General features: G+C 63.0%; 17 protein-coding genes, 1 tRNA gene and 1 pseudogene. 12 read left to right on the forward strand and 7 right to left on the reverse strand.

Going from position 1 to position 23,906, the window contains the following annotated elements:
- Positions 1–352 precede the first annotated feature (352 nt).
- Together C4900_RS04155 and C4900_RS04160 are read left to right on the forward strand one after the other, a co-directional pair.
- On the forward strand, positions 353–1,294 hold the full coding sequence (locus C4900_RS04155) for an ABC transporter ATP-binding protein (protein WP_065968693.1): 942 nt from the start codon (positions 353–355) through the stop codon (positions 1,292–1,294).
- Positions 1,291–2,052 (forward strand): ABC transporter permease, encoded by a 762-nt coding sequence (locus tag C4900_RS04160; protein WP_114282359.1) that lies wholly within the window; start codon positions 1,291–1,293, stop codon positions 2,050–2,052. The genes C4900_RS04155 and C4900_RS04160 overlap by 4 nt, the downstream gene beginning before the upstream one ends.
- 620 nt (positions 2,053–2,672) lie before the next feature.
- Here the strand turns inward: C4900_RS04160 and C4900_RS04165 are convergent.
- Positions 2,673–3,353, reverse strand: a complete 681-nt coding sequence (locus C4900_RS04165) for a lysophospholipid acyltransferase family protein (RefSeq protein ID WP_170132402.1) — start codon at positions 3,351–3,353, stop codon at positions 2,673–2,675.
- A gap of 573 nt (positions 3,354–3,926) precedes the next feature.
- Between C4900_RS04165 and C4900_RS04170 the strand changes: the two genes are divergently transcribed.
- Positions 3,927–4,454: a DUF1269 domain-containing protein gene (locus C4900_RS04170; RefSeq protein WP_211306754.1), complete on the forward strand. Its 528-nt coding sequence runs from the start codon at positions 3,927–3,929 to the stop codon at positions 4,452–4,454.
- 51 nt (positions 4,455–4,505) lie between these two features.
- On the opposite strand, the pseudogene C4900_RS17130 reads toward C4900_RS04170, so the two are convergent.
- The 3 genes and pseudogenes from C4900_RS17130 to C4900_RS04185 form a co-directional block, all read right to left on the reverse strand.
- Positions 4,506–4,639: pseudogene (locus C4900_RS17130) on the reverse strand (ISL3 family transposase); the annotation flags it as partial.
- 617 nt (positions 4,640–5,256) lie between these two features.
- A tRNA-Arg gene (locus tag C4900_RS04180) sits at positions 5,257–5,332 on the reverse strand.
- A 135-nt stretch (positions 5,333–5,467) separates the two neighbouring features.
- Positions 5,468–5,929 (reverse strand): host attachment protein, encoded by a 462-nt coding sequence (locus C4900_RS04185; RefSeq protein WP_065968688.1) that lies wholly within the window; start codon positions 5,927–5,929, stop codon positions 5,468–5,470.
- Positions 5,930–6,418: 489 nt separating this feature from the next.
- Here C4900_RS04185 and C4900_RS04190 point away from each other — a divergent pair, with 489 nt between their 5' ends.
- The 4 genes from C4900_RS04190 to C4900_RS17135 all read left to right on the forward strand — a co-directional run bounded on the left by C4900_RS04190 (position 6,419) and on the right by C4900_RS17135 (position 9,891).
- Entirely contained in the window at positions 6,419–7,528 is a 1,110-nt protein-coding gene (locus C4900_RS04190) for an S-(hydroxymethyl)glutathione dehydrogenase/class III alcohol dehydrogenase (protein ID WP_114282362.1), read from the forward strand.
- Between the two features lie 6 nt (positions 7,529–7,534).
- Entirely contained in the window at positions 7,535–8,383 is an 849-nt protein-coding gene (fghA, locus tag C4900_RS04195; protein ID WP_065968686.1) for an S-formylglutathione hydrolase, read from the forward strand.
- Between the two features lie 147 nt (positions 8,384–8,530).
- The gene (pyrC, locus tag C4900_RS04200) at positions 8,531–9,583 is read left to right on the forward strand and encodes a dihydroorotase (protein WP_211306755.1); all 1,053 of its coding nucleotides are present in this window, start codon (positions 8,531–8,533) and stop codon (positions 9,581–9,583) included.
- A 77-nt stretch (positions 9,584–9,660) separates the two neighbouring features.
- A complete protein-coding gene (locus C4900_RS17135) occupies positions 9,661–9,891 on the forward strand; it encodes a hypothetical protein (protein ID WP_411675213.1) in 231 nt (76 codons plus the stop codon).
- A 943-nt stretch (positions 9,892–10,834) separates the two neighbouring features.
- Here the strand turns inward: C4900_RS17135 and C4900_RS04210 are convergent.
- The 3 genes from C4900_RS04210 to C4900_RS04220 all read right to left on the reverse strand — a co-directional run bounded on the left by C4900_RS04210 (position 10,835) and on the right by C4900_RS04220 (position 15,652).
- A complete protein-coding gene (locus C4900_RS04210; protein WP_170132403.1) occupies positions 10,835–13,027 on the reverse strand; it encodes an EAL domain-containing protein in 2,193 nt (730 codons plus the stop codon).
- 536 nt (positions 13,028–13,563) lie between these two features.
- The gene (locus C4900_RS04215; protein WP_114282364.1) at positions 13,564–14,286 is read right to left on the reverse strand and encodes a DUF2459 domain-containing protein; all 723 of its coding nucleotides are present in this window, start codon (positions 14,284–14,286) and stop codon (positions 13,564–13,566) included.
- A complete protein-coding gene (locus tag C4900_RS04220; protein ID WP_211306756.1) occupies positions 14,276–15,652 on the reverse strand; it encodes an MFS transporter in 1,377 nt (458 codons plus the stop codon). The genes C4900_RS04215 and C4900_RS04220 overlap by 11 nt, the downstream gene beginning before the upstream one ends.
- A gap of 354 nt (positions 15,653–16,006) precedes the next feature.
- Between C4900_RS04220 and C4900_RS04225 the strand changes: the two genes are divergently transcribed.
- The 5 genes from C4900_RS04225 to pheA all read left to right on the forward strand — a co-directional run bounded on the left by C4900_RS04225 (position 16,007) and on the right by pheA (position 23,885).
- Positions 16,007–16,300: a zinc ribbon domain-containing protein gene (locus C4900_RS04225; RefSeq protein WP_083995574.1), complete on the forward strand. Its 294-nt coding sequence runs from the start codon at positions 16,007–16,009 to the stop codon at positions 16,298–16,300.
- A gap of 1,641 nt (positions 16,301–17,941) precedes the next feature.
- On the forward strand, positions 17,942–20,548 hold the full coding sequence (gene gyrA / locus C4900_RS04230; protein WP_065972168.1) for a DNA gyrase subunit A: 2,607 nt from the start codon (positions 17,942–17,944) through the stop codon (positions 20,546–20,548).
- Positions 20,532–21,617 (forward strand): 3-phosphoserine/phosphohydroxythreonine transaminase, encoded by a 1,086-nt coding sequence (gene serC, locus C4900_RS04235; RefSeq protein ID WP_065972169.1) that lies wholly within the window; start codon positions 20,532–20,534, stop codon positions 21,615–21,617. The genes gyrA and serC overlap by 17 nt, the downstream gene beginning before the upstream one ends.
- Entirely contained in the window at positions 21,617–22,786 is a 1,170-nt protein-coding gene (locus C4900_RS04240) for a 3-phosphoglycerate dehydrogenase family protein (protein WP_065972170.1), read from the forward strand. The genes serC and C4900_RS04240 overlap by 1 nt, the downstream gene beginning before the upstream one ends.
- Before the next feature lie 4 nt (positions 22,787–22,790).
- Entirely contained in the window at positions 22,791–23,885 is a 1,095-nt protein-coding gene (gene pheA, locus C4900_RS04245; RefSeq protein ID WP_065972171.1) for a prephenate dehydratase, read from the forward strand.
- Positions 23,886–23,906 lie beyond the last annotated feature (21 nt).

Consider the following 23,906-nt stretch of genomic DNA (forward strand, 5'->3'; position numbering starts at 1 on the left):
GTTGCTTAGGTGGGCCGCCGGTAACGCCGCGCGCCAGACCGCAACGTCGGACTATCGCCCCTACAGCAACCTGGAGTCGATCAGGCGCACGGGCGGAGCGAGTCGCCGTAGCGTCATGCGGGTATCGACAAGACCATCGTTGCCCGTCGCACCCAAATCTACGAGGAGGCCCCGCGCTGCGTCCGGAACGTTGGCATCGTGGCATCCGGAACTGGTCATGGCCCAGGGAGGTATGGTTCAATCGCCCTGTTCTGGGCAAACAAGGCACCTCACAATGCGCCGCGGCTTAGATGACCGGGTAACAGGTACCTTGACAGCCACTGAAGCCGGCGGATAATCAGAAATCGATGTGATGATACAGGCGACGACGCGACCGATCCTCAAGGTCACCAATCTATCGAAGGTCTATGCTTCGGGTTTTCAGGCGCTGAAGGGCGTCAATCTGGACATCCACGAGGGCGAAATCTTCGCCTTGCTCGGCCCAAACGGCGCCGGCAAGACAACGCTTATCAGCATCATCTGCGGAATCGTCACTCCCGGCACGGGGAGCGTCACGGTCGACGGGCACGATATCGCGCGGGACTACCGGGCCGCGCGCTCCCTGATCGGGCTTGTGCCGCAGGAGTTGACCACGGAGGCCTTCGAGTCCGTCTGGAGGACCGTCTCCTTTAGTCGTGGCCTGTTCGGCAGGCCCCCAAACCCCGCCCATATCGAAAAGGTGCTGAAGGACCTTTCGTTGTGGGATAAGAGAGACAATAAAATCATAACGCTTTCCGGGGGCATGAAGCGGCGGGTTCTCATCGCGAAGGCGTTGGCCCATGAGCCGCGCGTCCTGTTTCTCGACGAGCCCACGGCAGGCGTCGATGTCGATTTGCGGCGCGATATGTGGCAGCTGATGCGCAATCTGCGCGCCTCCGGCGTCACGATCATCCTCACCACCCACTACATAAACGAAGCCGAAGAAATGGCCGACCGGGTCGGCGTCATGAGAAAAGGTGAGATCATTCTCGTGAAAGACAAGGTCGAGCTCATGCGCGATTTGGGCAAGAAGCAGCTTTGGCTTCAGCTGCAGAAACCATTGGGCGAGATCCCTGTCGCGCTTTCGATGTATCCTTTGGAGCTGTCCGGCGACGGCACCTGCCTGACCTATACCTACGATACGCATGACGGGCGTGTCGGTATCATGGACTTCCTAAAGCGCCTCGGCGAAACGGGAATCGATTTCCGGGATTTTCGGACCACGGAGAGTTCCTTGGAGGAGATTTTCGTGAACCTTGTCAAGGAAGGGGCATGAACCTTTACGCCGTACGCGCGATTTATACATGCGAGATGGCGCGCACCTGGCGCACTCTGATGCAAAGCATCGTGGCCCCGGTGATTTCCACATCGCTGTATTTTATCGTGTTCGGCTCCGCGATCGGCTCGCGTATGCCGATCGTCGGCGGAGTAAGCTATGGGGCCTTCATCGTGCCCGGCCTCATTATGTTGTCGCTGCTGACCCAAAGCATCTCGAACGCGGCGTTTGGTATCTATTTCCCGAAATTCGCGGGCACGATCTACGAGCTTTTGTCGGCACCGGTATCCACGATGGAGATCGTCGTAAGCTACGTAGGGGCCGCCGCAACAAAGTCGATCGTCTTGGGGGTCATTATCCTCGCAACGGCGGCGTTCTTTGTGCCGCTGCGCGTGGAGCATCCGGCGTGGATGCTGGGGTTCTTGCTGCTCACTGCGGCCACATTCAGTCTCATTGGTTTTATTATCGGTATTTGGGCCGATGGCTTTGAAAAGCTGCAGGTCGTGCCGCTTTTGATCGTCACACCGTTGACCTTCCTTGGGGGGAGCTTTTACTCCATCAAGATGTTGCCGCCCTTCTGGCGGACCGTGGCCTTGTTCAATCCGGTGGTGTATCTCATAAGCGGGTTTCGCTGGAGCTTCTATGGCTCGGCGGATGTGGGTGTCGGCATTAGCTTGGGCGTTACGCTTGGATTCCTTTTGGCCTCCGTCGTGATCGTGACGTGGATCTTCGAGACCGGCTATAGGCTCAAGGCCTAACCTTCCGTAAACGATCCTGGTGTGGGCCGAAGTCGGACATGGGATGGCGCGGGCGCCCTCCGGCGCTGCCGTGGGCGCATCTCCTGAGTACACTCGCACGCCGGTCCGCGGCTTCCCAATACTCCTTACAGAGCTCGCCACCATCGTGCGCAATACTTGTACGCTCTTGGGTGTGGATGATGCCTCGCCCTTTACCATCACGACCCAGCCGCCCCCCTTCAGCAGTGCGCCATGGGGTGTGTGGCGAACTTCCCGGTGTAACCAGTACGAGGAACTGCGTTGTCCAGATAGCCAATGGAAATATCCATGACAGCCGGTTTCGGCGGGGAAGAACTAATGACGAGTTTAGGGAATGTGTGAATTGCCCCCGGATTTCGCCAATCGCGAGGCTCGGAATCCGCATTTCGACAAAGTGGAAGGCGTAGATGCCCCGTATCATGCCGTAATCGGGCTTAGTTGGGTCGTTCGAGGGGCTTTTGTGGTCTGGAACCCGAATTCCGGACAGACTACGCCCTTGCCGGTCGTAACTTCAAAGGCCGCTCCGGCGGGATCGAGCGGCCGGCCGACGTCGCTGTACACCGTCGTGAGGATATGATCCGGCGAGGCCAAAGCCATTATCTCTAACAAGCGGCGCGCGCCCCAACATCCTGGACTGTGACGGGTTCAATACATTGTAAGATGGCATTTCTGGCATTGGTGGCCAACATCAACGAAGAGGCCCCCAAGGACTGTTCTGGCGCAAGGAAATAAACCTCAACTCTCAGGGTGCCGCGCTCGCGTAGAAGTCGCCACAAATGGTGGATCAGCTTCTCTCTGCCAGCAAACGAGGCCGCCGGACAAGCGTGGTTTGCGGAATCGGAGTACCGTAGCGCTACGGGCTGGACTGTGACGTCGGCCTCTATGGCCACGGCAAAAAGACGCGGATGAAACATCTGGACTGTCTGTCCATCGCTTGTGGTTCCTTCCGGAAACAGGATGATCGATTCTTGCCGACGCAGGGCCGCGACCATTTGGGCGTCGACGATTGTTGACGCACCGCGATCGCCGCGCTTAATGTAGATGGTGCCTCCTTGCCCCGCGAACCAGCCTATCAGTGGCCACGAACGGATCTCCGATTTCGCCACGAAATGCCCTGGTATAACGGCACCCACCGCAGCGAACTCCACCCACGAGATATGATTGGCGACGATGAGGGCGGGCGCGGCCGCCGGTATTCCATAGAGCCGCAACTCGAGGCCCAAGATGCGCAAAAGGCGGCGGTGCCACCAACGAACGATCCGCTGGCCGCGCGGCGTTCGCATAAGAGTGCCCGCCGGGAACACTAAGGCAATGCCCCCGCCCAGAGCTATATGCCCGATTATACCCATCAGGCGAGTCACCGCGCCCCCGGGAATCTTCATGGGGGCGCGTTCAAGGCACACCGCCAAAAACGTAATCGGCCTACATAGCCCAAGATGTGGCGGTGCCGTGGCCCCCAATGTGGCCTGCTACCAGCGGTCGCCGCGCTTGCGCCGTGCAAGGTCCACCGGCCGAACCGTTCTAGGTCTTGGGGCAGCCTTGTGTGCGCCGTTGCCCCTCCGCCAGTCAGTGTGGGAAAAGTGGATGGAGGCGCCGCGGCTACCGGTGCGCCACGGACGCGCACGGACCAAGGGACGATACTTTAGCGGTATGCCCGCATGGTACAAAGGACGAGGCACATAAAGGCACGTCAACGGGCCTCATCAGATCCTAGTGGCGACCCGCTGCACCATCAAGCGACATCCATTATCGTATGCCATCTTCAAGGTCGACAGGAGCGGCCCACGATCATGGCCACTGGGTTTAAGGAGAATTATGTCGTTTCAATGAGACAATCATGGACAGGAGTATGAGCGATGGCGATAGAGATGGAGACAACGCCCGATGCGGGAATCGCGATATTTAACACGCATATCGAAGCCGAAAACGCAATAAAATTGTTGTCCCGTTCCGGGGTCGACATCAAAAAATTATCTATTATTGGCAAGGGATATCATAGCGAAGAGCAGCCTCTGGGCTTTTATACGGTGGGTGACCGCATGAAGGTTTGGGGCGGTCTGGGTGCATTCTGGGGCGGTTTGTGGGGTTTGTTATTTGGCTCCGCCTTCTTCTTTATCCCGGGTATAGGCCCATTGCTGGCGGCGGGCCCTATCATATCCATGATAGTGGGCGCGGGAGAAGGGGCCGTAGTCGTGGGTGGCCTATCCGCACTGGGGGCAGGGCTCTATACCCTGGGTTTTACGAAACATCATATTATTAAGTATGAGACGGAACTGAAGGCCAATAAATATCTATTGATTGTGCATGGAAATGCTGCCGAAAGGGCACAGGTTGCCGCGATTTTGACGGCCGACAAAAGCGAGCGGGCAGCTGTGGAGGCGTAATTTCGTGACGCAGAGCGGAGAGGGAGCAGATATAAACGGCTCTGTCGAAGTTCATGTGGGTTGGCCCGTTATATGCAAGTTGATCTGCGAGAAGTCGAGCTTACCGGTGATCAGGAAGATCACGGTACGAATAGTCGCGAACCGGCAATAGACGCGGCCTTGCGCTTGGCGGCCTGGAAGAGGCCCATTCACGGCGACGAGGCGCGATCGCGGCCGGGAGGCCAAGGACGGCCCTCTTGACCTGCGTGACGGGGTTGCCGGCAGGGAGCGCGATGCCCCATTCCTTAATGCAGATATTTAGGCCGTGCGAGATGAGGGAAAGGTCATGCTTGACGGTCTGCGCCGCGTACCCCTTTGCCATCTGCTGGTCGCGATACTTGGCCAGGGCCGATGACGTGATGGCGGCCAGGGAGAGGGCGCCCAAGCCTTCCCGCACGTTCCGGGCATGGTAGGTGACTGGGCGCGTGCTCTTTTTGGTCGGCAAGACCTCGCGCGCATAGCGGTCCAGGGCATCGGCCAGGGTCGTGTTCTCGGCCTCGGCATGGGAAACGAAGACCCCGCGGCGCATGGCGTTCTCGATGCCACCAGCCCAGGCCTGCGCCTCGCTCTTCGTGTCAAAGGTCAAGGGTCTGCTTGGGGGTATCCCTTGCGCCGGACAAGCGCTTGCCAGACCCGCTTACCACCTGGCCCCGAACGTTGAACGTAGGTCGCCATGCGACACCTCTTTTTGATGGATTTGTCGCAGGATTGTCGTAAAATCCGATAGTGTCCCGCTAGGGCGCCTCGTAAGTCCTTGATTTTATGGTGCCCCGAGCCGGAATTGAACCGGCGACCTGCCGCTTAGGAGGCGGCCGCTCTATCCACTGAGCTACCGGGGCGGACTGGGGCATTATACGCAATGCCCTTTACGACCCATAGGGGCGTGGTCACGCCCCTATGGGGTCTACGGGGGTCGGCCATGACCAATGCCCTTGGTTATTGCGGGCCTCGGGCTACTGCGTCTGGGGTAGCCGCTATCCGCGTGGACGCAGAAGCGCGCGCAAATCTTGGGTGAGTTCCTTATGTGGTCGCGTCGTGAGATCTTTCGGGATCTTGTCAATGACCTTTTTAGCGGTCTGTGCCGACAGATTGGCCTGCAGGGTACCCAGGAAGCCGGGTTCGGCCACCAGGATGAGGGATTCATACAGGTGGTTGGTTCGCCCCTTGTCCAGGACTCGGGCCAGAGTCTTCGCAAAGCGCGAAGCGGCCTCTTCTTTCGCGGACATCTCGGTGGCCATGGCATGGCGTCCGGAGCCCTTGCGATCGAAGGTGCGTCCGGGTTTATCGGTCGATAGGGCCCGCTCCGGTATGCGTGCCTCTGGATACACGAGGGGTTCGAGTTCTTCCCAGTCGCGCCCATTGCTGGGCACCGCGTTGGGCTTAGCAACGATTCGGGCGCGCGCCCGGTCAGCGACCAATATCCATGTGTAGTCCATAGGCCTCGGCTCTCTCGTTTGTTGCAATCGATCCGTTAGCGGGTCACAACGCTGGTGTCGCGATGGCCCATCTGAAGGGCCCGCGCAACTGGCGCCGTTCTATGGCTTGCTTCGCTATTGAGGGCGATTGTACGCGGTTTCAGGACAGGATTCACTGACCGAAAGGGTATAGACAAACCAAGCGGTCTCGGTGCGGGTGAGCCATCCCACTGGGCGGCGATGGCCTCGGCGAGGCATGCGCGGACTATTGTCTCCACGGAGACCGTCTCACCGCGAGCCCCCAAAGCCCTGGGCACCTATGCCCTGGAGGCCTTGTGTGCGTCGTTTGGCCGCGTCGATCGCCCCCGGGCCGCGGGAATGCAGGCCGTCTTTGCGTGTCGGCCGTATGCCGGGCTGATGTTACGAGACGGCGGGCGGCCGTATGGATCGGGTTGTCTGTACGGCGCCGGGCAGGCATGATTGCAGGCTGCTAATCATAAGGGAGTGCTCATGGAGGTACGCGCAGCAGTCGCTTATGCGGCCGACCGGCCATTGGTGTTGGACACCGTGCAGCTCGACGGGCCTCGCGCCGGCGAGGTGCTTGTCGAGATCAAGGCGACAGGAGTCTGTCATACCGATGCCTTCACCTTGTCAGGAGGGGACCCCGAGGGGCGTTTTCCCACCATCCTGGGGCACGAAGGCGCGGGCGTGGTCGTGGATGTGGGGCCTGGGGTCCGATCGCTTCGTCCCGGCGATCACGTTATCCCGTTGTATACGCCGGAATGTCGTGAGTGCGAATACTGTCTGAGCGGCAAGACCAATCTCTGTCAGGCGATCCGCGCGACCCAGGGGCGCGGGGTAATGCCCGACGGCACCAGTCGTTTTTCCATCGGCGGGCAGCCGCTCTACCATTACATGGGGACCAGTACCTTCGCCAACTACACGGTCCTTCCCGAGATCGCGCTTGCGAAGATTCGCGAGGATGCCCCGTTCGACAAGGTCTGCTATATCGGTTGCGGGGTCACGACCGGCATAGGTGCGGTGATCTACACCGCCAGGGTGCGCGCCGGCGACAACGTCGTGGTGTTCGGTCTCGGCGGGATCGGTCTGAATGTCATCCAGGGGGCGCGCATGGCGGGGGCCGACCGGATCGTGGGGGTCGATATCAACCCCGGTAGACGCGCAATCGCGGAGCGCTTTGGTATGACGCACTTCGTGAACCCGCGCGAGGTGGAGGACGATCTCGTACCCTATCTCGTGAGCATCACCAAAGGTGGCGCGGATTTCAGCTTCGAATGCATAGGAAATGTGACGACCATGCGCCAAGCCCTGGAGTGTTGTCATAAGGGCTGGGGTACGAGCATCATCATAGGGGTGGCGGCGAGCGGCGAGGAGATCAGGACGCGCCCCTTTCAGCTTGTGACCGGACGCAACTGGCGGGGCTCAGCATTCGGGGGTGCCCGTGGGCGTACCGATGTCCCGAAGATCGTCGATTGGTATATGGAGGGCAAGATCAATATCGACGACCTGATTACGCACACCCTGCCGCTTGCCGAAATCAATACCGCTTTCGATCTCATGCGTCGGGGTGAGTCGATTCGAACTGTGCTGACGTACTAGACGACCATGACCGCAAATCTGAAGATTCTGGAGGAACATGCGTGCTTTGGCGGCCGTGTGGCGCGCTATGAGCATGCCTCGGAGAGCTGTCATGGCCCCATGCGTTTCTCGATCTATCTGCCCCCGCAGACCGTCACCGGGCGTGTCCCCGTCGTCTATTTTCTGGCGGGCCTCACGTGTACCGAGGAGACGTTCATGATCAAGGCCGGGGCGCAGCGTTACGCCGCGGAGTGGGGACTTGCCCTGGTCGCGCCCGATACCAGCCCGCGGCGCACGGGTATCCCGGACGAGACACGCGATTGGGACCTCGGCAGTGGTGCATCATTTTACGTGGACGCGACCGAGGAGCCTTGGAGTCGCCACTATCGGATGCACCAGTATGTCGCAGAAGAGCTCCCGGCCCTGGTTGCCGCATCGTTCCCCGTGGATGGCAACTGCCAGGCCTTGTGCGGTCACTCCATGGGCGGGCATGGGGCCCTGACCATCGGTCTGCGTCATGGGCACCGTTACCGTTCGCTGTCGGCTTTTGCCCCGGTGTGCGCCCCGAGCCGCACCCCCTGGGGCCAAAAGGCCTTTGGGGTCTATCTCGGGTCCGATGAGGCGCGTTGGCGGGATTACGATACCGTGGCGCTCCTGAAGGCCCGCGAGAGTCAGGCGCTCGCGCCCATGCTTGTGGATCAGGGTGGCGGTGACCCCTATCTCGAGCGCGAGCTAAAGACCCAATGGCTCGAGGGTTTGGGTGGCGGGGCGCTCACCCTGCGCTGGCATGAGGGGTATGACCATAGCTATTTTTTCATCGCAAGTTTCATAGGCGACCATATGGCCTTCCATGCGCGCCATCTGGGCGTCACCTAGCCCGTGCGCCGCGTGGTGGAGGCCGGCGTGCCCGAGGGCCAAGGCGCGCGTATCATGACGACAGGCCCGCGGAAGGGGCAGGAGCGCTCGCCGACCGCAAGACCAGGCCGGCCACGGGCGCATGGCATCAACCTCGAGAGAACTCCCGTGTCGCTTACGCTGATACGCCCTGACGACTGGCATGTCCATCTGCGCGACGAGGCCTTGCTGCGCGCGGTGCTGCCAGATACCGTGCGGCGTTTCGCGCGCGCCATTGTAATGCCCAACCTGAAGTCGCCGGTGCGTACCGTGGCCGAGGCCCGCGCGTATCGCGAACGGATCCTGGCGGCGCGACCGGCGGGATCGGCCTTCGAGCCTTTGATGACGCTGTATCTCACCGACAATACGCCAGTGGCCGAGATCGAGCGGGCCCGAGCCAGCGGTTTCGTTCATGGCGTGAAGTATTACCCGGCCGGCGCCACGACCCATTCGGACTTCGGTGTGACCGACATCGGACGGTGTGACGATGCGCTCGCCGCCATGGAGGCCTTAAGTTTGCCGTTGCTTGTGCATGGCGAGGTCACCGATTCCGCAGTCGACGTCTTCGATCGCGAGGCGGTCTTCATCGACCGCATACTCCAGAGGATCGTTGCGCGCTTCCCGAACCTCAAGATTGTGCTTGAGCATGTCACCACCCGCGATGGGGTGGAATTCGTCATGGCCGCGCCGGCCACGGTGGCCGCGACCCTCACCGCCCATCATCTGCTCTTGAACCGCAACGCCATGTTCCATGGCGGCATCCGTCCGCACGCCTATTGCCTGCCGGTCCTAAAGCGCGAGCGTCATCGCGAGGCCTTGGTGGCCGCTGCGATCTCGGGGAGCCCCAAGTTCTTTCTTGGTACCGATAGCGCCCCCCACGTGCGGCGCACGAAAGAGGCGGCGTGCGGGTGTGCGGGCGTCTACACTGCGCATGCCGGTATCGAGCTCTATGCCGAGGTCTTTAAGGCGGCCGGTGCGCTTGCAAAGCTCGAGGGCTTCGCGAGTCTCCACGGTCCGGCTTTCTACGGACTGGCCGCAAACCGCGAGCGCATCACGCTCATCGAAGAGTCGTGGCCGGTGGCAGCCGCGATCGACCTTGCGCCGGCCGGTATGGACGATACCCTGGTCCCGTTCCGGGCGGGGGAGTCTGTGGGCTTTCGTATCGCGGAGGTCGGGGTGTGAATAAGGCAGGCATGGGGGTGCGTGCGGTGCCCGCGCGCGTGATGAGCCGATAGGCGCTTATCGCGAGCGGCGTCTTTGTGACGGGCACGGATACCGGCACAGGAAAGACGCTCGTTTGCGGACCTCGGCCCTTGGGCTATGCCAAGCGGGGTGACCGGGTCTCGGGACTGAAGCCCATAGCCCCGGGCATGGTCGAGGGCAGGGTCTACGAGGACGTCGAGGCGCAGCGGCGGGCCAGTGTGCCGGCGCGCGCGTGCAGGGGTGCATCGTATAGGGCCGGCCTCGCCCCGTACTTCGCGGCCGCGTAGGCGGCCCTGCCGTGGATCTGGCGGTGGCCGTGCGTGTCGTGCAGGAGGTATCGCGGCGGGGTGGACCGGCTCGGAGTCGAGGCCGCTTGCGGTTCTGGGGCCGTTGACGGCCACCAAGGGCTTTACTGATCTCGCACGCGCCCTCGACCTTCCGGTGATGCTGGTTGTGGGCCTGCGTCTGGGTGCGATCAATCACGCCCTTTTAACCTATAGAGGCGATCATCGCCCGTAGTGTGGGCCGGTTGGATCGCTACCATGCGGCACCCGATCTCGCGGCCGGAGCGCTCGCAGGTCCGCGCGATCATTTGCCGGCCTCATGCCGGTGTAGTCCCTATATCGTGCGCCGGTCGATCCCGGGTTCGCGTGCCGCCACATCACCATTCCATAAGCGCTGACGATCACGCGGCAGATCCGTTCCGACATACCCCGCCCGAGTCCTGTCCATCGCCTGTGGGTGCCGACTGGCGCGATGTGGTTCGAGGTCAAGGGTTCGCGGGGGGGCAGGTCCTGGCGGGTGTACGGTTCACTGTAAGGCGCGATATTGGTGGAAATCATCAAGCCGCGCGTCCCTGCGCCCCCATTGCCGTTCCCTGGCACCGCGGTCCTGGCGCGCAAAGCCACAAGCTTTCTTCAGGACACATCTATCATGCCGGGTGCGTTTTACGCGAGCATTAAGGCCTGATGACATCCGCATGTCATGCGCCTTTCTGGCACGACGTCGTTTATGGATGCAAAGGGAAGCGACGCGAGGCCTGCCGGCTTCCATATAGAAGGCATGCGGCGCTATGGCCGCGGTCGGAACGAGGTGGCATGGTGGTGCTTCCCTGTTTCTTGGGATGGCGATGATGACGAGGCCGTTTCGTCTCCGGCACGCGCATCATGGCCTGTGCATGCGCCGGGCGCATAACCCTTCGGGAGCGCGCCGCGTCGGGCTAGTGTATCGTCACGATGGCCGCGCAGACCGCCGACCTTGGCGTAGCTGCGGATTGGTGCGCGCCGTAGCGCCCCGTCGCGTCGTCTGCGCGGCCTGTCGGCGGCTGGCTCCCTGGCGGGCCGCAGAGCGGGACCGGGAGGCTGGTACCATCGAGGCTTCCGTCATGATGTGGGCGCGCAGCAAGGCTTCCACGGCTTGGTGGGCATCCCCATAACCCGCGGAATCGGCGCCGGCCTGCGCGCAGTCAAGAAGGCGCGCATGCGCACGGCCGAGGGGGGTGTCGTCAAGGTCATGCGCCTGTAGGTAATAGGCGAGTCCGCTCGGCTCGGAGAGGACGGCGCGCAAGAATTCAGACCGTGTTCCAGCCAGGATCATGAGCGCGTTACGTAGGATCATGGCCGCGTAGGCGCCGAGTGCGGTACGCGGGTGGCGGGGCTCTATCGCAAGCGGTGCGTGCCTCCAGCGCCTGATGTGGTTTGCGGTCATGGGACGCGCGATGGCATAGCCTTGCCCGAAGTCGGCCCCGAGGATGGCGGCGACCTCTATGAGGCCGTCAGTCTCCAGGCCCTCGACGGTCACGCGAATGCCGACGTCGTGCGCCAGATGCGTGAGGTGATAGATGAAGCGCAGCGCCTTGTGTGGCGCTTGCGCGGCGGCACGCACGAGACCGTGGTCGATCTTGACGTCATCCACGCCTAATTGTTCCATGCGGATGAGTGAACTGTATCCCGATCCGAGATCGTCTTGCGCAAGTTGCACGCCGAGTGCCTTCCATTGCGGAAGCAGCTTGGTGCGGGCCTGCTTGTTGTCGATCTCGCCGTTTTCGAGAAGTTCGAGCGTGATACGTTCCGGTTCTATGGCCGAATCGCGTAGGATGTCACCGGCTATGCGCAGATATTCATCATCGACGAATGCCTGTGTCGGCAGGTTTATGGCCACCGATGTGACAAGGCCATGGTCCTGCCAATCGCGCAGGTCACGGAGTGCCTGACGCAGGCCCAGCGCGAAGAGTTGCCGTAGTTCATGTTCGCCGAACGCCGCGAGGAAGTCAGCAGGAGTGGCGTAGCTGCCATCGTGCCGGTCGAGACGCGCCAGCGCCTCGACCTTTGCGAGGCCGCCTGACCGCAGATCGATGATCGGTTGGTAGAGCATCACGAGGTCGCCGCGGCTTAGCGTCTCACGGTAGGCGATGCGCGCAGGATGGCTTATGACGTGTCCCGAGGCTGCGCCCTGGGCGATCACCGTCTCGAGTCCGGCGCGTATGTGTGTCAATAGATTGATCCGGCGCGGCACGCTGAAATATCCGGGCCAGCTATGATACAAGGTCAGGAGTGCGCGCGGGCAGCCGGCGCGGTCGGCCAGGGGAATGGTGGCCTGGGAGACATAGCCAAGCTTGCGCGCGTACTCATGCCAGGGAGCGAAGGTGTGGTCGGAAGCGATGACGAGCGCCTGTTGGATCTGATTGGAGCGCCACGCGCGGCCCGAGGGGCCGAGGCCGCGCGGGTCGTCGTCGCGGATGGTCGGGACGAGGTTGTGGGCGATCAGGGAGGGCGCGTGGCGCTCCATCGTTTCTCCGACCACGATCTCATACTGGATGTCACCGCGGCTATCGGGGCGCGCGAAGGTGCCGGCAACCATGCCGGGCAGGGTTGTCAGGTGATTCAGGGTCTGCCGCACGAGATCATTGAAGGCCATGGCGCCTTGGAGTAGACCGGATATCCGCGCGACCGCCTCTTGCTCCGCGCGTGCGAGCACCTCCCGGCCATGTATCTGGGCGTGGAGATTGGCCATCACGCGCATCGTCACGGCCGAACGGATGCGTACGCGCTTATCGGGCGCGCCAATCCAGGGGCCGAGGCGCTGCAGGAGCCGTTCCAGATAGAGTGCGTAGGAGTCGACGAGCCAGCTCGTTTTAATGCCGAGGAAACTGTAGATCTGCCCTGTGGCAATCGCCTCCTGCTCATGGATGTCGCGGTCGAGGTCGGGATCGAGGAGATGGCGCAATTGCGTGAGCGGTCTTGTCTGTGTGTGCGCGAACTGCTCCGGCGTCAGAAGGGTTATGACATCCTCGGGGCCGGCGTGCCGAAAGAGTCCACGCTGAAAGGCCGCGATCAGTTGATCGTCGATGTCCGAAACATACTTCTGCGCGGCGCGCAGAAGATGGGCCGCGTGTCGCCCGAAGGGATCGAGGTCTTCGTTCATGGTGAAAGACTCCCGTGACGAGGCTCGTGGGGTCGCGAGGCCGGTCTCAAAATGGACTCTCGACTTGCCGGATATGGGCACCCAAACTGTAAACCTCGGCGATCGCGCCATATTTGTCAAGCCGGTGTAGGCTCGGCGGTCCGTCGATGGCGCTAAAAAACCGCAGAGTATTTTCACCCCTTAACCCGACAAAGCGAGCCCCGGCACCGGTTTGCGGCGGTTTTGACGGCCCCAGAGGGCTCCCCTCAAGGGTGACGCGAAACGGAAGGCTTTAAGGACCCAAGAACTGGTTTCGAGACCCCTTATGAACGTGTATCGGGGTAGGGATTTGGGCCACACGCAATGGCCATGCGTCAGCGAACGTGGTGGCGGCCCGCCGATTCGTACCTTCGCGGATCGCCGTGGTATGGCGTGCCATTCATATGAGCGCGCTGGCGTCTTACGCGTTTTCCAGAACGGCGGATGTTGGAAATACCCGCATGTCCGTGGCAGCCGCGAGCGGATCGGCTTTTCAGCGGGCGGCTAATGGGCCGTTGTCAAGATGACGAGTTGTGTCCAGGGGTGATCATGAGTGTAGTCTGGAAGCGGCGCAGGGGGGCGACATGCAAGGCACTGCTGACCTGACCGGCAAACAGCACATCGGTGCTGGTAGCCGGCAGCCGCGCGGCATGCAAGGCTTGCATGGTCCAGGTGTTGCAGGTGTGGAAGGCGTCATAGGTCTCGGTCGACGCAAAAAAAAGCCCACGGCGGCCGTGCGCCCCCAGGGCCTGGAGATGGCCGTGGGGATGCGCAAGTGCCCGATCGAGAAAGACACGCAAGCCTCGCCAGCCGCCGGCTGGCAGGTGTAGCCATGTACGGTGTCGCGATGATCGATAGCCCGGTCCGGGTCGCCAGGGCCGGACGTGGATGACGCTTGCCGACGGAAACAGGGCGGCAAGGCCCGTCAGGAGGCCCGGGTCGCGGGCCATGTAATAACGGCGTTGCCCCCAGCCGATGACCACGAAGGGCGCCGCCGCGAGCCGGACCCGTAGGGACCTCAAGACGCCGGTCAACTCGGCCTCGGGCACGATCAGACCGGTGTGCCAACCCTCGTGTACGATCCCTAGGGGCGGCCCCGGCGTGATCGCGGGCATGGATGTGGTGGGTGCCGATGCCGAAGGCCGGGCACAGCCGGCCAGGATGAGTAGTGCCACGGCCGGTGTTGCGAGGCGGGTCGCAGGCCGTCGGCGCCGGGCAGCGGGCGTGCCCTTAGCGCCCATGGTCCTCTAGGGCCTCGAGGGTGTGTCCGGCGGGCTCCACCGGACAGCCACGCGTCACCCCGGCGCCAATGAGCGAGACGCCGGCCATGAGTATGAGGACGACGGGCAGTCCCCAGGCGGCCTCCAGGCGCGGAAAGATAATCGCCGAGAACGCCGCGCCAAGCCGCGAGACCGCGGTCGCAAGCCCCCCTGCGCTGGCGCGGAGTTCGGTCGGAAATATCTCGACGGACAGGGCCATGGCGGTAACCCCTGGACCGATACCGGTCCCCAGGGAATAGACCGCGGACCCGGCGTAGACGCTCACCACTTCATGGGCCGCGATACCGAAGGCGAACAACAGCAGACCAACGACCATGAGCCCGAATCCTGCGGTCTGCAGCGGGATGCGGCCCCAACGGTCAAGACGCCGGTAGATGAACAGGATACCGGCTGTCGAGACCAGCAGGAATGCGGCATTGATGCCGGCGGCGGCGGTGTTGTTGCCGGCCAGTCCTTGCATGCGCAGGATTAGCGGGAAGTAGAGACCGATGCCGAGACCGACGATGTCAAGACAGGTCCAGGGGATGAGACTCAAGGCCAGCCGTTTGCGCCAGGGACGCTGGAAAAGGATGGTGGTACGGCGCATGGCCCCGGAGAAACGCGCCAGGACGTCCGTGGCCTGGGCTTCGCTCAATGCTGGACGCAGTCGCTGCAAGGCCTCGCGCGCTGCACCCTGCGATCCGCGGCGCATGAGCCAGCGCGGCGATTCCGGGATGCGGCGGCGCAGCCACAGTAAGACCAGCGCCGGTAGCAAGGCCGCGCCGAGCATGAAGCGCCAGGAGTCGGGCCCGAGACCTAGCAGCGCAAGCCCCAACAGCGTCGAGGCGAAGGCCCCGAGATACCAGGCGACGTTGATGCCGGCAAACCCCCGCCCGCGGTCGCTTTCGCCGCTGTATTCGGCGACGACCGTGGCCACCAGCGGGTAATCCATGCCGACTGCGAGCCCGACCACAAAGCGGCCGATCCACAAGGTCGCAAGGTTCGGGCTGAGGGCGCTGGCGATGGCGCCAAGGGCATACAGGGCGACATTGGGGAGGAGTAGGGCGCGACGCCCGAAGCGATCGACTAGACGGCCGCCGATAAGGCCGCCGAGCAGCGATCCGATGAGTGCGGCGGCCATGAGGTTCCCGATCGCCCCGGTCCCCAGATGCCATTGAGCGCGCAGTGGTAGCAAGGCAATGGCCATGATACTAAGGTCAAAGCCGTCGAGGAACATGCCGAGGCTTGCCGCCCGCACCGCCTGCTGCCCGAGAAGGCTGGGGCGGTCGTCTTGGCCGGGCGGCCCGGGGTTCGGTGGTGATTTCCCGCCATTATCGCTGTGATTCACTTACCCCCCTTGCGCCCCGTTCGCGTTTTGGTTACTGCCCCTTTTAGCAGCGCAGTCTAGCAAATTTGCGCAGACGGTATGGGCTCCATTCCGCCGGACAGCGCGCGCGTCCTGGTCCGACTGGAGTGCGCGTACCTGGTTTGCGGTGGCGGCGGTATGTGATGATGGGATCGAGTCTGGTGCGCCCCGGGGTGGGCGCGAGGCGGCGGGTCCTAGGGCATGTCTGGCCGGGCGGCCGTCCGGACTGCTATCCTAGCGCCACAGGGCATGCCGATAGCGCGGGCCGTCCATGGTGTTTACGGTCCGCGATGCGTGGTTTTGGGTCGTGGCATCAGACTGGGTACGGATATGAGAATGAGCTTCAAGGCATTGGCGGCAGCGTTGAAGAAGCAGTGGATAGCAGAACGGACGCGTTGCCAGAGTTGCGGTATGCCGGTCATCTATGACAAGAAGTATCGGGCGGGTAGCGACTATTGCAGTTATTGCCACGATGGAAATTCGTTTGTAAAGGACATGCGTCTGGCCGATATGCGGGCGCGGGTGAAGGGCTTGCTGGAGAACCGTAAGGCCCCGGCGCTAGTCCGTTTCTATATGCACTGGCGGCTCGCCACGCTCAGGCGTTGGCGCAAATCCGCGGGCCTGCGTTGAATCGCGATGCGATTCTTGAGGGCCGCAAACGGTCACACCCTTCCCGGTCGCGCGAAGGTTATCAAGAAACCATCCGCTGCGACGGTCCGGAATGGACGGCAGGTTATACCCTGAGTCGTTAGTCAGGCGGACACCTGTAGCGCATCATCCAGCAGTTCCCCACCATTCCCGGCGGTGCCATACCCGAATCCACAGTGTTAGAGCGGGAGGGCGTCGGTCGTGGCCCGTGTCCAGCCTGGCCACTATTGTGAACATCCGCGGACCATGCCCTCGTGCCGTCGCGCGCATCCCGCACAGCACGTCGTGACCTCGTCGTGGGTGGATATCCGAGAGCCTCCTAGGGGCCCGTCCCGGTAACCGTTTTGGGGTCCGCATGGGAAACAGGGCGGCGCCTGGGCACACGAGGGGAAGAATAGCGGAACGGGGCCCTGCGGACCGGATCAGCCCACCACCGCCTTGCGTTTGAGGAGGTTGCGGCGGTACAGAGATACCATGTGCCGTGCGCCTGCCGTAATCCTCACAACCGGAATTGTCGGAGGCCTCGCACCTCGAGGCCTCGCACCTCTGGGTGTAATAGAACACCCCACCAACCGTTGACGCCGCCGGCAGCGGCGCTTCCATGCGCCTTACTTATAAAGACTCTGGTGCATGACCCGGATGACGGGAGATTCCCCCACCGCTTGGGTCCGGCCGATCCGTGAGCCGCTCGTGTGGCGCCCTAACCGCGGATGTGATTGGCATCTTAGGGCCTTCAGGTTCTCTTCCGAGCCGTAGCCGACTCGGCCGAGGACTCTTGGGCCCGGCGTCCGGCGCGGGCCTCGAGGCGCTGGAGCATGCCGGGCAGTTGCGGGATGTTGGGGTGGTAAGCGACCGGACGGCCGGTTCCGGGAAGTCGGGGCTCGGACGGGGGCGGTTCCCCGCTCGCACGCCATTTCTGGTGCGCGTCGCGGTAGTTGCCGATCCGTGCATTCTTTTTGGTATTATCGGAAAGGTGCGATTATGCCATTGGGCGCGGGTCGGGATTATGCGTGGTGCTCCTCGCTAACGAGCGGGCGATGGCATAATGGCGCAGACCCACCACACGCGCACGATCGATCGCACCTAGGGTACTAGGCCTGCAAGGGAGGGGGGGGTCGCCGATTGCTGGGTATCGCGCACAGCGCTTAAGGCCAGATTGGGCGAATCCGCGCCAGGTGCCGGAAGAGCTTTCGTCAGGTGAGGCCGGTCGACCGTCGGGTGGCGCGGGCCTTTGATCGACCCCATTCGATGTCCGGCCCCGCGATCTCGCCGGTGTCACCCTCCACGCCCCGCTCAGGTCGAGAGAATCCGGGTGCATGGGCGGTGATCGCTTGCGGCCGGATTGGCGGAGCCGCGGCCATCAGCCATTCTGAATGTGAGGCCATAAGGCCCGAAACACCCGGTGGCGGTGCAGGAATTCCCGTACATGAGCCGCTGGGCCCGTCATTGGGGCCTCTACCCGCAGACGGGCGCGCTACCGGATATCCATGGTCGGTGCCCCATGGAGAATGGCTGGCGGCGCATACCCCATCTTTGGCGTAAAGGCCCTTTGTGGTATGCTGGGCGACCACTTTTGAGTGCTCCTTTATAGAGGTCCTAAGGCCGCCGCGCGGCCCAAACCCGATGGATCAATTCGCCAAAGAAACCATTCCCGTCAATCTTGAGGAGGAGATGCGTCAGTCCTACCTGGATTACGCCATGAGCGTGATCGTGGGGCGCGCCCTCCCGGATGTGCGCGACGGCCTGAAGCCCGTCCATAGACGTGTGCTCTTTGCCATGCGTGAACTGGGCAACGACTGGAATCGCCCGTACAAGAAGTCGGCACGCGTGGTGGGTGATGTCATCGGTAAATACCATCCACACGGGGACACGGCGGTCTACGACACCATCGTGCGCATGGCCCAGACCTTCTCGATGCGCTACCCGCTGGTCGACGGCCAGGGGAATTTCGGGTCGGTGGACGGCGATGCCCCGGCGGCCATGCGTTACACCGAGATCCGTATGGCGCGCGTGGCCCACGAGCTGCTCGCCGATCTCGACAAGGAGACGGTGGACTTTACGCCGAACTACGACGGGTCGGAACATGAGCCGTCGGTGCTGCCCACCGCCATACCGAATCTGCTTGTCAACGGTTCCTCGGGGATCGCGGTCGGCATGGCGACCAACATCCCGCCGCACAACCTCTCTGAGGTCATAAACGCCCTCCTGGCGTTGATCGAAAACCCCGACCTCTCGGTCGAGGCCCTGATGGCCTACATCCCAGGTCCGGACTTTCCGACGGCGGCGATCATCAATGGCAACGCCGGGATCCGCGAGGCCTATGTCACAGGACGCGGCAAGATCTATGTGCGCTCCCGCGTGGAGATCGAGGAGGAACGCCCCGGACATCGCCAGGCGCTGATCGTAAACGAGCTCCCCTATCAGGTGAACAAGGCCCGTTTGCTCGAAAAGATCGCCGAACTCGTCAAGGAAGGGCGGCTCGAGGGCATCGCGGAGCTGCGCGATGAGTCCGACAAATCGGGCATGCGCATGGTGATCGAGCTAAAGCGCGGCGAGAATGCCGAGGTCATCCTGAACAATCTCTATCAGCAGACGGCCCTGCAGACTGTGTTCGGGATCAATATGGTGGCCCTCGAGGACGGTCAGCCGCGCCTTCTGAGTCTCCCGCAAATCCTGAAGGCCTTTTTGAGCCACCGCCGCGAGGTCGTCACGCGGCGTACGCTCTATGAGTTGCGCAAATCGCGCGAGCGCGCCCATATCCTCGAGGGTCTCGCGGTCGCGCTCGAGAATATCGACGCCATCATCGCCCTGATCAAGGCCGCGCCGGACCCGGCGACTGCCCGTCAGGCGCTGCTCGGCCGTCCCTGGTCGGCGCGGTTCGTAGCCGATTTATTGCGCCATGCTGGCCCCCATTCGCGCCTGGAGGGCCTGCCGGCCGACGTCGGCCTGCGCGAAGACCGCTATGTACTGACCGACACCCAGGCCCAGGCCATCCTGGATCTGCGCCTCCACCGCCTGACGGGCCTGGAGCAGGACAAGATCCACGAGGAGTATCAGGAGATCCTGCGCAAAATCGAGGGTCTGTCCGAAATCCTGCGTAGTGAGGCGCGGCTTATGGCCGTCATCGCCGAGGAGCTCGCCGCGATCAAGGCCCAGTATGGAGACGAGCGGCGCACCGAGATCCTCGCCGGGCGGCTCGACCTAAGTCGCGAGGACCTAATCGCCCAGGAGACGGTGGTCGTCACCTTGTCGCATGCCGGCTATGCGAAATGCCAGCCGCTGGCCGATTACCGGGCACAGCGACGCGGGGGCAAGGGACGCAGCTTCGGGCGCATGCGCGAGCAGGATTTCGTGGATCGCCTGGTGGTTGCCAACACCCACGACACGGTGCTGTGTTTCTCGAACCGCGGCAAGGCCTATTGGCTGAAGGTCTATGACCTGCCGCAGACCGGGCATGGGGCCCAGGGGCGGCCGATCGTGAATTTCCTGCCGCTCGCAGAAGGCGAGAAGCTCACTGCGATCCTGCCGCTTGCGGCATTCGAGGAAGGCAAGTCGGTATTCATGGCGACCTCCGACGGGACCGTGAAGAAGACACCGCTCGCCGATTTCTCGCGCCCGCGCACGAGCGGGATCGTGGCCATAGATCTGGTCGATGGCAACGTGCTGGTGGGCGCGGGCATTGCCAACGGCAATAGTGATATTCTTCTTTTCAGTGATGCCGGGAAGGCCGTGCGCTTTCAGGAAAGCGATGTACGCTCCATGGGCCGCAACGCCCGCGGGGTACGGGGTTTGAGCCTGCGCAAGGGCCAACGGCTGGTGTCGCTGATGATCGCCGACCCGGCGGCGGGGGATCAGGTGGTGCTGGTGGCGAGTGCCAACGGCTATGGCAAGCGCACGCCATTCTCCGAGTTCCCGCGCCATAATCGCGGCGGTCAGGGCGTCATATCCATGCAGGTGACCGAGCGTAACGGCGCGATCGTGGGGGCGGTGCTGGCAGGCGACGACGACGAGGTCATGATGATCACCGACACGGGAAGCCTGATCCGTATGTGTGCCCGGGAGATATCCCTGCAAAGCCGCAACACGCAGGGGGTGCGACTGATGGGGCTCGACGCCAACGAGCGTTTGGTGAGCGTGGAGAAGATCGAGGAGACCGCCGCTCTGGGTGGCGAGGTCGGGACGGAAACGCAGGCGATGGATGCGGGAGATGACGATGGCGCGGATCTTTAATTTCGGGGCGGGACCTGCGGTCATGCCGCAGGCGGTGCTGCGCAAGGCCCAGGAGGAGCTTGTCGACTGGCATGGTAGCGGTATGTCGGTCATGGAGATGAGTCACCGGGGCAAGGAGTTTCTGGATATCGCAGCGCGCGCCGAGGCGTCGCTGCGTACACTTATGGGTATCCCGGATACCTACAAGGTCCTGTTCCTTCAGGGCGGCGCATCCCTGCAGTTTGCCATGGTGCCTATCAACCTGTTGCGCGGCAAAACCCGCGCCGATTACCTCCATACCGGTGAATGGTCCAAGAAGGCCATTGCCGAGGCGCGACGCTTTGGCGAGGTGAATGTCGTGGCAAGCGGCGAGGCCAGCGGCTTCACGGACATCCCCGCAGTCAGTGACTGGCGGCTCGACCCGCAGGCCGCCTACCTCCATTACACCCCCAACGAAACCATAGGCGGGGTGGAGTTCCCATTCATCCCCGACGCCGGCGCGGTACCGCTGGTCGCGGACATGTCCTCGACCATTCTGTCGCGGCCGGTCGATGTGAGCCGCTTCGGTCTCATCTATGCGGGCGCGCAAAAGAACATCGGACCGTCGGGCCTGACCGTGGTGATCGTGCGCGAGGACCTCGTGGGTCAGGCGCTTCCGGGCATGCCGATCATGCTCGATTACCGGATCCACGCCGACAATGAGTCGATGTACAACACCCCGCCGACCTTCCCCATCTACATGGCCGGTCTGGTCTTCGACTGGCTCAAAGAACAGGGCGGTCTTGCCGGCATGGCGCGCATCAATGAGCGCAAGGCACGGCTCCTGTATGACGCCATCGAGGGCTCGGGCGGGTTTTACATCTGTCCCGTGGCCAAGGCCTGCCGGTCGTGGATGAATGTCCCGTTCACCCTGAAAGACGCCGGTCTCGACGAGGCGTTTTTGAAGGAATCCAAGGCCGCGGGCCTGCTCCAGTTGAAGGGGCACCGTTCCGTGGGCGGTATGCGCGCCAGTCTCTACAACGCGATGCCGGAAGAGGGGGTGGCGGCGCTCGTCGACTTCATGCGGGATTTCGCGCGGAGACGCGGCTGATGTTCAAGGTCCGGACGCTGAATCAGATTTCGCCGCTCGGCCTTGCGCGTTTCGATGCCAAACGCTTTCAGGTGGGCGCCGATATCGAGGATGCGGATGCCATCATGCTGCGTTCGTTCAAGATGCACGACATGCCGCTGCCGGCGCGCCTCAAGGCCGTGGGGCGCGCGGGGGCCGGGGTGAATAACATCCCGGTGGCGGCATTGAGCCAGCGTGGCGTGCCGGTCTTCAACGCCCCGGGCGCCAATGCCAATGCCGTGAAGGAGTTGGTGGTCGCCGGGCTTCTGATCGCGGCGCGCAACCTGCGCGGGGCGTGGGAGTTCGCGGCCACGCTTAAGGGGAGCGATGCCGAGATCAGCCGCGCCGTGGAGGCCGGCAAGAAGGCCTATGCCGGGTTCGAGCTGCCGGGACGGGTCCTGGGGGTCGTGGGTCTGGGCGCGATCGGGCGGTTGGTGGCCCATGCCGGCCTTTCGCTTGGCATGAGGGTCATCGGCTTCGATCCCGAACTGACGGTGGAGGGGGCCTGGCAGCTGTCGGCGGAGGTCCAGAAGGCCGCTAGCGTGGCGGCGCTCCTGCGCGAGGCGGACTTCGTGAGCTTTCATGTGCCGCTCGTTGATGCCACACGCCATATGATTAATGCCGAGACCGTAGGGCTGCTTAAGCCCACGGCGACCGTGCTCAACTTCGCGCGTGAGGGGGTGGTCGACGATAACGCCCTGGTCGCCGCCCTGGATGCCGGGCGCCTGCACGCCTATCTGTGTGATTTCCCGACCAACCGTGTGAAGAACCACCCGAAGGTGGTGGCACTGCCGCACCTTGGCGCATCGACCCAGGAGGCCGAGGACAATTGCGCGATCATGGTGGCCGAAGAGCTACGCGATTTTTTGGAGAATGGCAACATCCGCAACGCGGTGAACTTTCCTGAGGTCGTGGTGGCGCGGGAAGGGGTGTGCCGGCTGGTGGTGGCCAATGCCAATGTGCCCAATATGGTTGGACAGATCTCGACCTCCATGGCTCGCGCCGGACTCAATATCCATAACCTCGTCAATAAATCGCGCGGCGATCTCGCCTACACGCTCGTCGATCTCGACAGCGCGCTTCCCGATGCGGTGTATGACGAGATTGCGACCATTCCGGGCGTGATGTCGGCGCGCAGAATCTCGACCTGAAGCCATGTCCGAGCGTCCCGACGATCCCGAGTGGCGACTGGATGAGCGCCGTGCCCGCATAGACGCCATAGACGAGCAGATCCAGAGCCTGCTGGCGGACCGCGCGCGGACCGCGCAGGAGATCGCGCGCGTCAAGGAGGCCTGCGGCGATACGATGTTCTATCGCCCAGAGCGCGAACGGCAGGTGTTGGCGCGCGTGCGTGCGCGCCACCAGGGGCCGCTGCCCGAAGAGGACGTGCTGCGTATCTTCCGGGAGATCATGGGGTCTTGTCTGGCCCTGGAGCAGGCCTTGACCGTGGCGTATTTCGGGCCCGAGGGGAGCTTTACGGAAGGCGCCCTGCGCAAGCATTTCGGGGGTGCGGTGGCGGCCTTGCCGCAGGCCACCATCGCCGAGGTGTTCCGTGCGGTGACCGCCAAGGCCGCGGACTTCGGCGTCGTCCCGGTGGAGAATTCGGCCGAGGGGATCGTCAATCATACGCACGACCTGCTCATGCGTTCGCCGCTCGTGATCGTGGGCGAGGTGGTGTTGCGGGTCCACCATCAATTGCTGGCGCGCGCGCAGGGGTTAGACGAGATCACGCACGTCGCCGCCCATCCCCAGGCCCTGGCCCAGTGTCGCGGATGGATAGAACGGCATCTTGCCCATTGTGAGCAGGTGGCGGTATCGAACAATGCCGAGGCGGCGCGGCGCGCGGCCTCGGAATCGCATCTGGCGGCGGTTGCCTCGCGCGAGGCAGCCGCCCACTGGGGCCTGCCGATCCTGGCGGCGAACATCGAGGACGCCCCCGACAACGCCACGCGGTTTTTTGTGATCGGCCGGCATGCCGTGGGGCCGAGCGGGCAAGACAAGACCAGCCTGTTGCTGACCGCCCCCCATACCCCGGGTTCCCTGCATGCGCTGCTCGAACCGTTCGCGCGGCGTGGCATAAGCCTTTTGCGCATCGAGTCGCGGCCTGCGCAGCGGGCCTTGTGGGAGTATGTGTTTTTCGTGGATATCGCAGGCCACGAGAAGGACCCGGTGATCGAGGAGGCGTTGGCCGAACTCGAGCAGCGCGGCGGGGTCGTACGACGCCTTGGCTCTTACCCCCAGGCGGTCTAACGGGGCGCAGCCCTGACGAGA

Origin of the sequence: Acidiferrobacter thiooxydans (assembly GCF_003333315.1) — a bacterium.
GTDB lineage: Bacteria > Pseudomonadota > Gammaproteobacteria > Acidiferrobacterales > Acidiferrobacteraceae > Acidiferrobacter > Acidiferrobacter thiooxydans.

Bases quoted from the DNA above. Each gene is read 5' to 3' on its own strand.
- C4900_RS04165 (WP_170132402.1), bottom strand. From the start codon at position 3,353: ATGCGAACGCCGCGCGGCCAGCGGATCGTTCGTTGGTGGCACCGCCGC.
- fghA (WP_065968686.1), top strand. From the start codon at position 7,535: ATGACCGCAAATCTGAAGATTCTGGAGGAACATGCGTGCTTTGGCGGC.
- pheA (WP_065972171.1), top strand. From the start codon at position 22,791: ATGTCCGAGCGTCCCGACGATCCCGAGTGGCGACTGGATGAGCGCCGT.
- C4900_RS04155 (WP_065968693.1), top strand. From the start codon at position 353: ATGATACAGGCGACGACGCGACCGATCCTCAAGGTCACCAATCTATCG.
- C4900_RS04215 (WP_114282364.1), bottom strand. From the start codon at position 14,286: ATGGGCGCTAAGGGCACGCCCGCTGCCCGGCGCCGACGGCCTGCGACC.
- C4900_RS04210 (WP_170132403.1), bottom strand. From the start codon at position 13,027: ATGAACGAAGACCTCGATCCCTTCGGGCGACACGCGGCCCATCTTCTG.
- C4900_RS04185 (WP_065968688.1), bottom strand. From the start codon at position 5,929: ATGGACTACACATGGATATTGGTCGCTGACCGGGCGCGCGCCCGAATC.
- C4900_RS04160 (WP_114282359.1), top strand. From the start codon at position 1,291: ATGAACCTTTACGCCGTACGCGCGATTTATACATGCGAGATGGCGCGC.
- C4900_RS04170 (WP_211306754.1), top strand. From the start codon at position 3,927: ATGGCGATAGAGATGGAGACAACGCCCGATGCGGGAATCGCGATATTT.
- gyrA (WP_065972168.1), top strand. From the start codon at position 17,942: ATGGATCAATTCGCCAAAGAAACCATTCCCGTCAATCTTGAGGAGGAG.
- serC (WP_065972169.1), top strand. From the start codon at position 20,532: ATGGCGCGGATCTTTAATTTCGGGGCGGGACCTGCGGTCATGCCGCAG.
- C4900_RS04240 (WP_065972170.1), top strand. From the start codon at position 21,617: ATGTTCAAGGTCCGGACGCTGAATCAGATTTCGCCGCTCGGCCTTGCG.
- C4900_RS04225 (WP_083995574.1), top strand. From the start codon at position 16,007: ATGAGCTTCAAGGCATTGGCGGCAGCGTTGAAGAAGCAGTGGATAGCA.
- C4900_RS04190 (WP_114282362.1), top strand. From the start codon at position 6,419: ATGGAGGTACGCGCAGCAGTCGCTTATGCGGCCGACCGGCCATTGGTG.